Origin of the sequence: Bacillus sp. MYb56, assembly GCF_002976445.1 — a bacterium.
GTDB lineage: Bacteria > Bacillota > Bacilli > Bacillales > Bacillaceae_G > Bacillus_A > Bacillus_A mycoides.
On sequence record NZ_PCOH01000016.1, the window covers coordinates 68,541 to 82,361 of the forward strand.

Sequence of the window (13,821 nt, forward strand, 5' to 3'; positions counted from 1 at the left end):
ACTTTAAACGTGTATCTATTGCTTTTCACACTTTATTAATTAGTAATTATCTGTAGCACCTTTTGCATCATTTAATACGATTGCAACACTAGCACTTGCTCCAACGCGAGAAGCTCCAGCCTCTACCATTTTGTCTGCATCTTCACGTGTACGAACGCCGCCAGATGCTTTCACGCCAACGTTTGGTCCAACTGTTTTACGCATTAATGCGATATCTTCTGCAGTTGCTCCGCCAGTTGAGAATCCAGTTGAAGTTTTTACGAAATCAGCGCCAGCTTTTACTGATAATTCACAAGCACGAACTTTTTCTTCATCTGTTAGAAGGCAAGTTTCAATGATTACTTTTACAAGAGCTTTTCCTTTTGCTGCTTGTACTACTTCATAAATGTCTTTTTCAACGAACTCATTGTCGCCATCTTTTAAAGCACCTACGTTGATTACCATATCAACTTCAGTTGCACCTTTTGCGATAGCATCTTTTGTTTCGAATGCTTTTGTTTCAGTAGTGCTTGCTCCTAATGGGAAACCGATTACAGTACAAACGTCTACATCATGTCCAGCTAATTCTTCAGCAGCTAGCTTTACCCATGTAGGATTAATACAAACTGAAGCAAATTTGTATTGCTTTGCCTCTTCGATTACTTTCATAACATCTTCTTTTGTAGAATTTGGTTTTAAAATTGTATGATCAATTAACTTTGCAATGTTCATTATCTTCACTCCTCATATCTTTTAACAACTTCATTCTAACCCTTAGTTGAACAAATGTAAATACACTTTTGAACTTTTGTTCATTCTTTTTTAGAAGGGAATTTCTAGTAATACATTGAAAGTAGTATAAGCTTGTAAATAAAGGATGTGAAACACTTGTTTAAGTCAAAATTCTTTATATTCACATTGCTAGTATGCACCTCACTATCCATATTTATTTTTTATAAAAGGGATGTTATTTTCCAAGAAGGAAACCCAGTTCCATTTGCTTTAGCTATGTCTAAGATGGTTATTCAAGATAAAGAAATGGTGGAAGTAGAACCGATAGATAATCAATACCCCTACTTAGTAAAGCGCGGAAAAATGGAACCTTTTATCGATATGATGGAGCAAGATGGCTGGAGTTTTGTAGATAGAGATATTATGGCTAACTCACTAATTTTTGAAAAAGGAGATCAATCAAAGAGCGTTCCTTACAAATACTTTACAAGGTACTACACATTGATTTATTCATACTAAAAATAAAAGGCTTTCTCAAAATTAATATTTTGAGAAAGCCTTTTATTTCTAACCTTTTTGATAATGTAACAATTCTTTCGCTGTATGCTGATCTATAATTAGTACATTTGCATACCCGCCACGTAACGCACCGTCAATTGCTTTTATTTTTCTATTACCACCTGCAACTAAAATAGAACGTTTCTTTAACTTTAACTCTTCTAACTCAATTCCAATTGTACGCTTATTAATTTCTTCGCTACTAATATTTCCGTCTCCATCAAAGAAACGTGAACAAATGTCACCGACAGCTTGTTCTTTCAAAATGTTCGTTTCATCCTTATCTAAATATCCTAATCGGAATAATAACGCTTCATCACGCACTGTTCCGACAGTAAAAATTGCAATATTCGCTTGTTTTCCCATTTCAATAATGTGATGAATATGTCGATCCTGCTCCACTAATTCTTTTGTCACCGCATTATCAAATATAACTGGAAGAGGTAGATTTCTTGGCGTCGTTTGAAAAGCATCTGCAAATAACGCGATCGTTTCATTCGCATATGTATTTACACTTGAGTGACTAATGCCACCTTTTAACTGGACAACCTCTACACCTTTCACATGTTGCGGTACGATTTTTCTAGCGATTTCATACATCGTCATTCCCCAGCTTACACCAACGATATCACCAGTTTTCACTGTCTTTTCCATATACTCAGCTGCATATTTACTAATATACTCCGTAATCGTTGCATATTCTGGCACTGGAGAAAATACAACATGCGCCTCTAACAAGTTGTACTTTTCTTTAAGTAAGTTCCCGACGTTATCTAAATCAGCAAATGGATCCGCTATACTAATTTGAACAAATCCTTTTTCTTTCGCGTACTTTAATAATCTAGAGATTGTCGGTCTTGAGATATTTAATTTGTTAGCAATTTCTTGCTGACTATAATCTGATTGATAATATAATCTTGCAACTTCAACGCTTAATTGTTGTTTATCCTTATCCATAGTAACTCATTACAAACCCTTTCCTGTATTTCCCTTTCGTTACAAGCATTATACAGCTTTATGCAAAAAAATTCGACTCCCTTATTTATCAACCTAAACTTCTACTCCACTTAGGATTTACAATGAAACTTTTATTTTTCAGCTTCATACACTCGATACAAATGATCTTGAATCAGATAAAGTGAAACTTTAATCAGTGGGGGTTTTGTTCATCCCCCACTGATTATTAGCCCTCACCAATCGGGCTTTTACGGGCAGTCCGACTCCCACCTAACTCCCTCGTATTCGCCGAATTTTGAGGTGGGAGTCTTACTGCCCGCAAATAGCGGGATAAATCGATTCATATTTAATTCATTCTTTTTGTTCTTTCTGTAGTAACAATAACAAACATTAAATATCGTTTATGGAACTTCCTTAACGTACGGTAAAGCCAAGTTTTTTAACATAGAAATTCCTTAGCGTGCGAAATTCACGTTTTGATGGCGAGACCCCATCGCCATCAAGCTAAAATTTTATAGTACCCCCAGAACGAAATTTTGTGCTACTTGTAACAAAAAAGCACATTTTTTCGTTTTGGGGAGCAACCAAATTCTTAACTTGATGGTGATGGAATATTTACTTTTCTGAGCTTGATAGCGATGGATGATATCCCTATTACGTAATGATTGTTAGACGTCCAATTTGATTACACTCTTCAGCGAACCAAAGATCGCCATCCGGACAAAACGTGATACCATGTGGCTCTGCATTATTTGTAGGTATCGTATATTCCGTAATAACTCCTTCAACTGTAATACGGCTGATTTGGTTACCTCCCCATTCTGTGAACCAAAGATCTCTGTTCTTCCCAGGTATTATGGCATGAGGACGAGCGTTCGGCGTCGGTATAACAAATTCTTTGATCTCACCTTCGAACGTAATTCTACCAATTTTATTGCCTATGATTTGCACAAACCATATTGCTCCATCTGGGCCGCTCGTAATTCCAACTGGCCCGGAGTTGGGTGTTGGGATTGGATATTCTTTGACCTCACCTTTAGTGGTTATTCTCCCAATCCTATTGTTCTGATTCTGTGTAAACCATAATGCACCGTCTGATCCCAGAGTAATAAAAGAGGGAAATGATTTGGAGTTAGGCAATTCAAACTCGGTGATTTCCCCTGACTTTGTTATTCTTCCGATCCTACCATTATTCATTTCTGTAAACCATATTGCTCCATCTGGGCCTTCCGTTATGCCAAAAGGTGCAGCGTTCGTTGTAGGGAGTACATATTCTTCAAAAAGACCGTTCATCGACATTTTACCGATCTTGCTTGAGTTATATTCCGTAAACCATAAGTCACCGGTCTGGTCCGAGATAATTGACATAGCTCCTGCATTTGCTGTCGGAATGGGAAAAGAATTTATTTCACCAGTAGCATTTATTCTACCAATTCGATTCCCTTTCTGTTCCGTAAACCACAATGCTCCGTCTTTTCCTACGGTTATTCCATATGGTCCTGAATCTATTTCATTGACCACATATTCTTGTATCGTGATCCTCATATCATTTCCTCCCATTGAAAATTTCGAGTCTTGTTTTTCGGTATAATTTAGTTTAAAAAAGGACATTCCTGGTATTACAGTGGATGGCCTTTTTGCTAAATTATAAGATATTTTGTTAGAATTCAAAGTCTAGAATCATTTTACTGGTTTGACCTGTAAACTTATAATTATAGGACCCTTTCAGGCTTTCTAATTCACCAGTAGCTTTGATGATTGTTGCAGGGGAATCTAGATTTCCTTTATCAAATATCCCTTGCTCTATAGCTATAAATGTCCCTCGTTTTCCCTTATAAATTCCTTCGAAATGTAAAAATCCAGAAATTTTAGCAGTAGCCAAGTGACCATCATCTATAGTTGATTCTAAATAATATAATAAATATTCAACAAAAGCTTTTCCTTTTAATTCACCGTCAATATCATATTCGACATGGGCAATATTAATAGGGAAATCTTTTCTAGTGTCATTGACTGGCTTTTCATCCCATTTACTTACTGTAAATGTTACTTCCATACGCGTAAACCTCCCTTCATCATTAGATGAGTAATCTACCTCCAGTATATCACCTAAAAAGTACCATCAATAATTATATCTCATAGGAGTGTTTCTAAAGTAACGGATGCTGCTGGTAAGACCCTGTTAAGAGCAAAAGACGACTTATTTTTTGTTCTTCTTATATGACATTGAAAGTAAATTTTTATTTAACAGTTTACTTTCATTTTTATTAAAAAAGAACACGTAGAAATTACTACATGTTCTTTATGAGACGGTTCATTTTTAAATATTACGTATCTTCTAGATTTTTCTTATTATATAGTTGTGTCCTTCTATTTCTTTTCCCTCATTTCAACAGCAAAGTTCATGATCTCTTCCTCTGTTAATTTTTCTTCAGTGGTTAAGATCGGACGGATTACTCTATACGTTTCTTAATTATTTCAATTGTACTAGAAATTGTGAATTAAAAAAGAGAGCCGTAGCCCTCACTTTCAATTAATAGCAATTAAGGATGCTTCGAGGGTATTTAATAGTCTACATTTTAAGGAATGTAGGCTAAGTAATATAAGTTAATCTGTTATTAATTTTGAATAAATACTTAGATCAATAAACTTTTCATTAGATTTTTCACACTTTCTCATTGTCCCTTCGAATGTAAAGTTTAACTTTTGTAAGACTTTTATTGAATTGATGTTTTCAGATTCAACTTTTGCTTCTATTCTATTGAATTCTAAAGTACTAAACGCATAATCCATTAAAGAGAGAATGGCTTCTGGCGCATACCCCTTACCCCAAAAAGCTTTACTAATATCGTAACCAATTTCTGCTTTGGCGTTTTTGAAATCAAATGAATTATAACCACAAGAACCGATAATTTCATTTGATTCTAATTCAATTATTGAATAACGAATAGCTCTGTTTTCCCGAGATAACTTATCAAGCATTTCAATCATATCTACCGCTTGGCTTTCATCAGTAAAACTATTGATATTCATAAATTTTGTAACTTCTGGATCCGCCCAAATTGTAAACATGCTAGCTGAGTCTGATACTTTCATTTTTCTTAAAACTAATCTTTCGGTTTGTAGTTCTGTAATCAATATTTTTACCTCCATTATGTTTTTATTTTGGGGTCAAGATATTGATATCTGCGCATAGTTCAGTCCCTTCGTGTTTCAAGATAATATTATTATAAAAGCTATAAAGGATGAACCAATAAATTTCAAAAATTTGGTTATGTTACAGTTTATGATAACTGCGTAATAAAGAAAAATGAAACAATTGTATTGTGATTTTTAAACATCTTTAATTTTATTCTTATTTACCGTTCGTTGAGAGCAATTATTTTTTAGTTGCTGTATTTCCCATTGCAATAGAAATTCTATTCCAACTGTTGATTTGATTAATTACCAGAACAAGGTCAACATATTGTTTCTCGTCATAGTGTTCACGTACTCGCTTATATAGGTCTTCAGGAACTCTTTTAGTGGGAATTAGAGTAATATGCTCAGATAGTTCAAGAGCAACTTTCTCTTCAGGTGTATAAAAATCACATTCATTCCAAGCATTCAAGCAATAAATTCGTTGTTCGGTTTCACCTATCTTACGGGCATCTAATGTATGCATATCCATGCAGAAAGCACAACCGTTAATTTGAGAGACTCTAATCTTTATAAGTTCTCTAGTAATTCGATTAATTGTAGATTTCTTAGTGTACTTCTCCATATCCATCATAATTTTCATGCCATCAGGTGCAACATCATAGTAGGAAATTCTTTGACTCATAAGGCAAGACCTCCTTTGATTTTAAGATACTTATAATTATACCTTAATACGAACATTCGTGCTATTTTTTTGTTTGTAAAGCATTCGAAATCAAAGAGAATTTCAGTTATAGACAGTGTAATTAGTTGTTTCATGGTACGTAAATATCGCAAATGAGTAACCGTATTTTCCAAACAAATATTTTCACTTTTTAATTACTTTATTATTACCGTCAGAATAAATTGAATAACTCTATTAATTTTTAAATGATTTTATTATAAATGAAACAATTTTATTATCACCAAACAACTACATAATTTTGATCAAACTTTATTCGAAAGCTACAGTGTTTTTATCTTCCTATAGTTATTTATGGGGATTTAGTTAATTTTTTCGTTTTGGAGAACAACTAATTTCTTAGCTTGATAGGCATGTGACGAGACCCCCTGCCCGTCAAGCTAAAGTTTTAATGTACCCCCAAAATAAAAATTTTCTTTCACTACAGTTAATTACTTTGAGAAGTCAGCGGATTTTTTCATTTTAGGGGGATTTTGTTTTGTTAGCTTGATAGTGATGGGATACAGCCAACATTTTGGAAGTTTTATATGCTAAGCGAATTTTAACCTAAAAAAGTCGAATTCCTGTACGTTAAGTGAAGTGGCATTTCATTCACATAATCCCTATTATCTGAAGTTAATAAAGTCTGTTACACTCTCTTCTTTAAAAACGTTTCCATAATATCCTTCTTGAATCTTTTATAATCAAGCTGAAAAGCTACATTATGCGTTTTATAGCCTGGATTAGTAGCAAAACGAAAGTCTGCAATACTTTGACCAAATCCTTCTCCTTGATCAGGAATTACTTTAATGGGTACTCTTGAAAGGCCAACAGCCTCTTGATTCAGCAAATACCACACTGTTACAAAATCATGCATAGGGCTTCCACTTATACCAGGATTAGACTTAGAGTAGAATTTATAATAATAGTCTAACATAGGTTTGATGATGAGTCCTGCAAGATCCTGTGTATTCCGATGAAATGCATCGATTTGCTGGACCATTTCGGGTGTAACAATCGCATGTTGAGTCACATTTAAAGGAATAATTGTCAAGTTCTTTGCATGCTGCAGAATTAAGTTTGCTGCATAAGGGTCTGAGTAAAAGTTAGCTTCAGCCACAGCAGTTACGTTACCTGGATAGAAAAAAGCTCCCCCCATGCAAATACATTCTCTTACGTTTCGCATTGTTTCTAAATTCAACACAAAAGTCGTAGCTAGCGAAGAAAGTCTTCCTAAATTGATAATTGTAAGATCTTCTAAATTTGATTCTATAATTTGATAAATATCATTTAAAGGATACACTGGATATGAAATTTCAGGGGGAATGATAGGTCCTAATCCGACTTTTCCATGTACCTCAGGGAAATACTGAATCAATATACCTGTCAGCGGTACAGAAGCACCAAGGAATACAGGTATCTCTTCTTTTCCCGCAATGTACTTCAAATAGTTAATATTTCTTATTACATTTTCTCTGGATACATTTCCATAATCGGCTACAATTCCTACAAGTTGAATGTCTTTACGAAAAAAGGTGTACAGTATAGCAAACGCATCATCAATCCCCAAATCTGTAAACAGGAGAACCTTTTTTTTCATATCTCTTCCTCCAAAATCTATAGAATCCTACTTTCACTAATGATGTAGTGATCAGGCTAAGCTTGTATGTATATATTTTATGTATTCTTAAAGAGTGGATTCTATTCACTTGAAATAGCTTTGCTCATCTAAATTTGATATTATGTTCAAGCGTAAGTTTCTGTTCTTAAGTTCATAGGCATGTTGTGCTATCCCATGCCCATCAACTTAAGAATTTTTTAACACCCCAAAACGAAAAAACAAGTTAAATTCTCATAGATAACTATCTTATAATTAATTATATAATTTATTTCGCAATATAACAATATAAAGATATTACACTTAAAAGAGGGGATTCAAATTGGTTAAAAACTTACCTTTACTAATAGTTATTTTAATACTAGATGTAAGTTCTTCTACATTAAGTACGAACGGATACTTTTCTCCAGTTATAGAATGGTCTTTAATGCTTATAAGTATTATTTTAAACATTACTGCAGTTATAGGCTTATCACTACACGTCTTTGTATATCAACCTATGAAAAGATTTGAAAAAATTAAAATGAGACCTTCAAATAAAATAATTATATTTGAGGTAACACCACATCGCCATCGAGTGTTGGTTTAGAAAAAAGTTTGATTATAAATTACTCGAAACCCTTGATTTTACTGTATATAAAAAGCTGTCGTTTTGAATAAAGATTGATCAAAATGACAGCTTTCTTTTATTTTTAATAACTGTTTTTTATAAAAAAGATTGATTATGATTATTTTAAATCTTTAGCTTTAAACCTTCGTGCGTTGCTTTAAAACCTAACCGTTCATAAAACCTTAACGCATCTGGTCTTTTTTTATCAGTTGTCAGTTGTACCAAATGACAACCACGTTCTTCTGCACGTTGAATTGCCCATTTTATAAGTTCAGTACCTACACCCTTTCCTCTTACAGAAGCAGATGTTCTCACTCCTTCGATAGTAGCTCTCCATCCACCTTGATGTGTTATATTTTATGATATTCAATAAATTTAACTTATAAAAATATTTTTATTCTTATTCAACTATCCTGCCCCGTTAGTTTAAGTACATTTCTTCACAATTTTTACAGTGATAGTAACATAAATACCCAACAAAAAATCATCTCACCTCTAGAAATCTATAATGATAGTTTTAGAATAAGTGAATAAGAGAAATAACCACCATTGATTATTTCTCTTTTCATATACATATTTATTTTTGGAAAAATAACCTAACTCCAAATACTAACAATACTGCGCCAGTAATACCTTCTATTGTACGGTTCACTTTTTCTTTTCTTAAAAAAGTTCTTAATTGACGTATTAGTGAGATATAAAGTAAATACCATATTGCTGTCAAAGTCGTAAATGTGAGTCCTAACAAAAGAAATTGGAAGAGATGACTTTGATTGTTCACAATAAATTGGGGTAGAAAACTAAGGAAAAATACAGCAGTTTTTGGATTTAAGATTGCCGTGGTAAATCCTTGTCTAAAACTTTTAATCGTTCCAATATCCTTAGAGTTCATTCCCACTGAACCTGACATATCTTCTTTTTTAGAAAAGGCACTTTTAATTGACTTTACAGCTAAGTAAATTAAATAAAAAGCCCCAGCATATTTTATTAATGTAAATAGCATAGCAAATTTCATTAGGATAGCAGAAAGTCCTAGTGTAGCCATTATTGTATGAATCATCATTCCAGATACCGTTCCTAAGACGGTCTTTATCCCACCATTTTTACCATGCGAGATAGTGTTTTTTGTAACTAAGGCAAAACCGGGACCAGGCATTATTATGATTAGGATTGCTGTAAGGATAAATAACAAATAATTTTCCATGTTCTAGTATTTCCTTTCCAATTTTTAGTTTTGCCTATAGTATAGCTTTTTTACTTAAAATATTAAATATAAAAAGCGTGATCAGGAGTTTATCGAGTTTATTAGTATCAATTTGACCAAACATTATCCTAAAGTTACATTGATAAAATGCACGGCAAACTTATGGGTAAAATTACAAGATCGGCTCTCACAAAAAACGGGATAAAAAAATAAACAGTGGAACTACTCCGCTGTTTATTTCGCCACGCCTTCATGTAATTTTTCTGTATAATCTTTTACATCCTTCCAGCTATCTTTCGCTGTATTTAAATCTTCTTTTATAAAGGTAAATTCTTCAGGACTGATTCCTTTTACGTTTTGTAGTAAATTATTATATTTCGCACCTACCGTATACCACTGATTTGATATGTTTTGCAGTGCTGTAATTGCTGCATCAATTGTTTCTGTCATATTAGTCGTTTTATTTTTCACATCTGTCAAAATTGCCACTTCTGCTTGTGCTCCTGAAATTCTATTCTTTAAACTGGCTATTTCTCGTTCTGCATTTGCAATATCTTTTTTCGCAATCGCAATCATCGGTCCGCCAGCAAGACATGTTATTAGCGCTACGCAAAGTACACCACCAGCGATAACCATATCATTACTCTTTTTAATCGAATCATTATATGTATTTATTTGTTGCTCTAATGCTGGAATACCAGCATTCGTACTTGCCAAAATCGCTGTTAATTGATTTGTATCCTCTTTAAAACTATTTGTGTCTTTCGCCATTCTATCGCGAAAAGCTTTCAAATTCCCTAATAATACATCTACCTCATTTTGATTCTTTAAAATGTCCGCATACAACTTTTCTAAATCTGCTTTTAACTTTACGCTATCTTTTTGATCAATCGCTAATAGCATGTCACTATAGTACGCTTGAAAAGTATTGTTGTAATCAATAATATTTTGATCCGTTTTCATAATTTGAGGCTTCATATTATTTAACCAATACGCCGCATTAATTTTTGCATCTTTTTGATGCTGAATCATATTCCCTCTTAAATTACCATTAATTGAACTTATTTTACTCAAATCAGTCTCTTGTTGATTTTGAATTAATTTTGCATATGAATCCATTGCGAATATGCTCGATGTCGTTTGCGCCATTACATCTTGGAGCCCTGCTGGTCCGAGAGAATAATTTTTTGCACTCTCTTGTAATGTTTTTATGTTTTGTTCTGCTGCGAAAGGATGTAAAGGAAATGCATTACTCGTTGCCACTCCAGCAATCATTATCGTTAAAAGGCATTTCTTATAAAATCTTTTCTCCATACTTTTCACCTATTCTCTTTATAAGGATATCAAAAGCTCCTGCTCACAACTGAACAGGAGCTTCAACTCATTCATTAATACTTAACGCTCTTACGATTCTTATTCAATTATGCTTTTTTCGTATCTACTACTTTAATATCTTCAGCATAAATCTTTTCTGCATAGTCTTTAATGTTTTTCCAGCTATCTTTAGCTATATTCAAGTCTTCCTTAATGAAAACAAGGTCGTTTGGACTAATAGAGTCTACATTTTGAAGTAATGAATTATATTTCGATCCCATTGTATACCATTGGTTTGAAATATTTTGCAACGCTGTAATTGCTGTATCAATTGTGTTTGTTAAATACTCAGTTTGTGTTTTAATGTTCGTTAGTCCTGCCACTTCTAATTGGGCAGTTGTAACTTGTCCTGTTATCTTTTGAATTTCTGCCTGTGCATTATCAAGCTCTTTCTTCGCTAATACGATTCCAGCTGTTCCACCACCTACAGCTGCTGCACCACCTGCAATTAACGCGACTCCTAGCGGCGTTCCTGCACCTGTAGCAATAACTACTGCACCACCGATAATTGCAATTGGCCCTAGAGCTGTCGCAACTGATGAACCGATAATAATTGCATTATATTTACTAATCGCTTCATTGTACGTTGTAATTTGATTTTGCAGAAGCGGGATTCCTGCATCTTGACTAGCTAATATAGATGTAATTTGATTTGCATCACCTTTGAAGTTTTGCGTATCGGACGTCATTTTGTTTCGGAATTTTTTCAAGTCTTCTACTAACTGATCTACTTGCGCTTTATTTTCATTAATACTACTTGATAATCTAGTTAAACCTTTCGTAAGAGTCGCTTTATCTTTTGCATCTACCGCAGCGACTAAAGTATCATAATAGTTTTGGAATTTCGTATTGTAATTAATAATATTTTGATTCGTTGAAATAAGCTGTGGTTTTAATACATCTAACCATTGCTTCGCATTTCCTCTAGCTGTATCCTGGTGCTGAATCACTTTCCCTTTTAAAGCCGCATCAACAGACGATACATTACCAAAGTTAACATTACCTTGTTTAATAATTGTTAAAGCGTACAGATCCATTACTAAAGCGTTTGAACCCGTTCTTTCCATTGCATCTTTTAGGCCTTCTGGTCCTAATGAGTATTCCTCATAGTCATTATAAGCTTTTGCTACAGCATGAACTGGAGCTTGTTTCACTGTACTTTCAGCTGCATACGTATGGGCCGGCATAATATTCCCTGCTGCAAATACTGCCATAAGTGCTGATAGAGCCATTACTTTATAAGGTTTTTTTGTCATTTTTCTTCTCTCCCTATATCGCTAATTATTTTTCTGTTTAATGTACTTCAACGTTTGTAATGTAATCTTCAAATTGATTTGTTTGCTTATTCATTTCATCACTTACTTTTTTAAGTTGATTGAAATGTTTTTGAAGTAAACTACTGTCTGTATACGTGCCTTCTTCAATATTCGTTTGAATTTGGATCATATTATTATTTAAAACTTTCCAATCCGTTAATAACGTTTCTAAAGTTGCGATTTGGCGATCAATCAGTTCCGTAAAGCTACTTACTTGATCTTCAACGAATGTGATTTGAGTCGCCTCTGATTCAGTTTGTGATAACTTTTGAATAAGTGGTAGTAGCTCTTTTTGTTTTTGCTGAATACGAAGAGCTGCTTCCCTCGTTTGACTATCTGCTGCATTTACAATTTCATTACTTAACGTACCGATAGAAACAAAATCGATTGTTTTCGTTTGTGCAGTTTGATTTGTGATTGTAAATACTTGTTTACCGATATTAATAGAACCTTTAATAATTTCTTGTGGTCTATTCAAAATAGTAGTTAGTTCAGCTTGAATTTCCCCTTGAATTCTTTTTATGTCTTCTCTTAATTTCACAATATCTCCACTTGATCCTTGCAGTGTTTTTATTGCTTCATCAGCTTTAATTGATAAGTTATTACTATCTTTGTCTAATACCGTTTTAAATCGATTTAACTCTAATAAATCTTGCTCCATACTCTCTTGAATGCTTTGGACTTGCAATTGTAATTTTCCATATGCGTTTGTAAAATCTGCTTTTGCCTGTTCATCTTCATTTACTTTTCCTGCTAGTTCATAGAGCTTATTATAATAACTATTAAATCTTGTGCTGTATCTCATCATTTCTTGATTTAAGTCGATTAGCTTCGGATTATATTCATCAATCCACTCTCGCACATTCGTTTTTGCAAATTTTTGATGATTCGTTAAACTACTCATAGCGTTTACCTTAATGTCTGGCTGTTGCAAAATAACTAATCCGTATGCTTGTATAAGCGGTGACTGTGATCCTAACATTCTAATTGAATTGGATAATGTATTTGGAGCAATTACATTTTGCGCATATACTGTTTTCACTTCTGTTTGCCCCTCCTTAGCGTAAGCGCTTACAGGAACGAAGCAACTCGTAGATACTGCTGTAACCAATAACCCTGTAATTAAAGTCTTTTTCACTTTAACTCCTCCTATGTATTAGAAACTATTACTATCGCATTTTAGTATTCTATTTTCTTGCAAATGATTTGAGATGGTTAAAAATAGAGAACGTTCTCACTGTGAGTCATGTACGAACCACCTCTCTCAAACTTTATTTCTACAGTACTTACTTATTGTTATAAAACACTTCATAACTTTTCATATGTGCTTAGTATGAATAAAACTGTATAAATTTTCTATTTTATTGCGATTTCCACATTCACACAGTGAATATATTACATGAAAATATTATTCATTTTAAACTAATTAACGTGTGAAAGTATGAAATTTCGTTTTGTTTTCATGTAAGTTTTGTACTGTAAGGTCATTTAAACACAGCTATTTATATAACGTAAAGAAGTATTTTAATTCCCTTTATTTTCAAGCTCTCATGTCCTTATCCCAAAATAAAATTCAATTCACTTTCTCGATTAAACTATCTATATACCACAACA

Annotated in this window: 13 protein-coding genes and 1 pseudogene; 2 read left to right on the forward strand and 12 right to left on the reverse strand. The window is 33.4% G+C overall.

Annotated features, from left to right (window positions below; all coding sequences use genetic code 11):
* Positions 1–39 precede the first annotated feature (39 nt).
* A complete protein-coding gene (deoC, locus tag CQ058_RS18700; protein ID WP_002012110.1) occupies positions 40–711 on the reverse strand; it encodes a deoxyribose-phosphate aldolase in 672 nt (223 codons plus the stop codon).
* Between the two features lie 156 nt (positions 712–867).
* On the opposite strand from deoC, the gene CQ058_RS18705 reads away from it, so the two are divergent.
* Positions 868–1,230: a hypothetical protein gene (locus tag CQ058_RS18705; RefSeq protein ID WP_002086260.1), complete on the forward strand. Its 363-nt coding sequence runs from the start codon at positions 868–870 to the stop codon at positions 1,228–1,230.
* 48 nt (positions 1,231–1,278) lie between these two features.
* Here CQ058_RS18705 and CQ058_RS18710 read toward each other — a convergent pair whose 3' ends face one another.
* The 6 genes from CQ058_RS18710 to CQ058_RS18735 all read right to left on the reverse strand — a co-directional run bounded on the left by CQ058_RS18710 (position 1,279) and on the right by CQ058_RS18735 (position 7,685).
* On the reverse strand, positions 1,279–2,226 hold the full coding sequence (locus CQ058_RS18710; RefSeq protein ID WP_000356572.1) for a DNA-binding transcriptional repressor DeoR: 948 nt from the start codon (positions 2,224–2,226) through the stop codon (positions 1,279–1,281).
* A gap of 654 nt (positions 2,227–2,880) precedes the next feature.
* The gene (locus CQ058_RS18715; RefSeq protein ID WP_002189210.1) at positions 2,881–3,771 is read right to left on the reverse strand and encodes a Vgb family protein; all 891 of its coding nucleotides are present in this window, start codon (positions 3,769–3,771) and stop codon (positions 2,881–2,883) included.
* A gap of 115 nt (positions 3,772–3,886) precedes the next feature.
* Positions 3,887–4,282 (reverse strand): DUF3224 domain-containing protein, encoded by a 396-nt coding sequence (locus tag CQ058_RS18720; protein ID WP_002141295.1) that lies wholly within the window; start codon positions 4,280–4,282, stop codon positions 3,887–3,889.
* Between the two features lie 551 nt (positions 4,283–4,833).
* Positions 4,834–5,364: a GNAT family N-acetyltransferase gene (locus CQ058_RS18725; protein WP_002126830.1), complete on the reverse strand. Its 531-nt coding sequence runs from the start codon at positions 5,362–5,364 to the stop codon at positions 4,834–4,836.
* Positions 5,365–5,605: 241 nt separating this feature from the next.
* Positions 5,606–6,049: a carboxymuconolactone decarboxylase family protein gene (locus CQ058_RS18730; protein WP_002189207.1), complete on the reverse strand. Its 444-nt coding sequence runs from the start codon at positions 6,047–6,049 to the stop codon at positions 5,606–5,608.
* 685 nt (positions 6,050–6,734) lie between these two features.
* A complete protein-coding gene (locus CQ058_RS18735; RefSeq protein ID WP_002189206.1) occupies positions 6,735–7,685 on the reverse strand; it encodes a nucleoside hydrolase in 951 nt (316 codons plus the stop codon).
* 340 nt (positions 7,686–8,025) lie between these two features.
* Here CQ058_RS18735 and CQ058_RS18740 point away from each other — a divergent pair, with 340 nt between their 5' ends.
* The gene (locus CQ058_RS18740) at positions 8,026–8,292 is read left to right on the forward strand and encodes a hypothetical protein (RefSeq protein ID WP_002189205.1); all 267 of its coding nucleotides are present in this window, start codon (positions 8,026–8,028) and stop codon (positions 8,290–8,292) included.
* Positions 8,293–8,436: 144 nt separating this feature from the next.
* On the opposite strand, the pseudogene CQ058_RS18745 reads toward CQ058_RS18740, so the two are convergent.
* The 5 genes and pseudogenes from CQ058_RS18745 to nheA all read right to left on the reverse strand — a co-directional run.
* A pseudogene (locus CQ058_RS18745) lies at positions 8,437–8,667 on the reverse strand (GNAT family N-acetyltransferase); the annotation flags it as partial.
* Positions 8,668–8,890: 223 nt separating this feature from the next.
* Positions 8,891–9,517 (reverse strand): LysE family translocator, encoded by a 627-nt coding sequence (locus CQ058_RS18750; RefSeq protein WP_002031156.1) that lies wholly within the window; start codon positions 9,515–9,517, stop codon positions 8,891–8,893.
* A gap of 234 nt (positions 9,518–9,751) precedes the next feature.
* Entirely contained in the window at positions 9,752–10,831 is a 1,080-nt protein-coding gene (gene nheC / locus CQ058_RS18755; RefSeq protein ID WP_002189203.1) for a non-hemolytic enterotoxin subunit C, read from the reverse strand.
* Between the two features lie 107 nt (positions 10,832–10,938).
* Positions 10,939–12,147 (reverse strand): non-hemolytic enterotoxin NHE subunit B, encoded by a 1,209-nt coding sequence (gene nheB / locus CQ058_RS18760; protein ID WP_000162968.1) that lies wholly within the window; start codon positions 12,145–12,147, stop codon positions 10,939–10,941.
* Positions 12,148–12,184: 37 nt separating this feature from the next.
* Positions 12,185–13,345, reverse strand: a complete 1,161-nt coding sequence (nheA, locus tag CQ058_RS18765; RefSeq protein WP_002031160.1) for a non-hemolytic enterotoxin NHE subunit A — start codon at positions 13,343–13,345, stop codon at positions 12,185–12,187.
* Positions 13,346–13,821 lie beyond the last annotated feature (476 nt).

What these genes read in the sequence shown, in the direction of transcription:
- deoC (WP_002012110.1), bottom strand. Translation starts at nt 711, where the DNA reads ATGAACATTGCAAAGTTAATTGATCATACAATTTTAAAACCAAATTCT.
- CQ058_RS18710 (WP_000356572.1), bottom strand. Translation starts at nt 2,226, where the DNA reads ATGGATAAGGATAAACAACAATTAAGCGTTGAAGTTGCAAGATTATAT.
- CQ058_RS18715 (WP_002189210.1), bottom strand. Translation starts at nt 3,771, where the DNA reads ATGAGGATCACGATACAAGAATATGTGGTCAATGAAATAGATTCAGGA.
- CQ058_RS18720 (WP_002141295.1), bottom strand. Translation starts at nt 4,282, where the DNA reads ATGGAAGTAACATTTACAGTAAGTAAATGGGATGAAAAGCCAGTCAAT.
- CQ058_RS18730 (WP_002189207.1), bottom strand. Translation starts at nt 6,049, where the DNA reads ATGAGTCAAAGAATTTCCTACTATGATGTTGCACCTGATGGCATGAAA.
- CQ058_RS18735 (WP_002189206.1), bottom strand. Translation starts at nt 7,685, where the DNA reads ATGAAAAAAAAGGTTCTCCTGTTTACAGATTTGGGGATTGATGATGCG.
- CQ058_RS18750 (WP_002031156.1), bottom strand. Translation starts at nt 9,517, where the DNA reads ATGGAAAATTATTTGTTATTTATCCTTACAGCAATCCTAATCATAATA.
- nheC (WP_002189203.1), bottom strand. Translation starts at nt 10,831, where the DNA reads ATGGAGAAAAGATTTTATAAGAAATGCCTTTTAACGATAATGATTGCT.
- nheB (WP_000162968.1), bottom strand. Translation starts at nt 12,147, where the DNA reads ATGACAAAAAAACCTTATAAAGTAATGGCTCTATCAGCACTTATGGCA.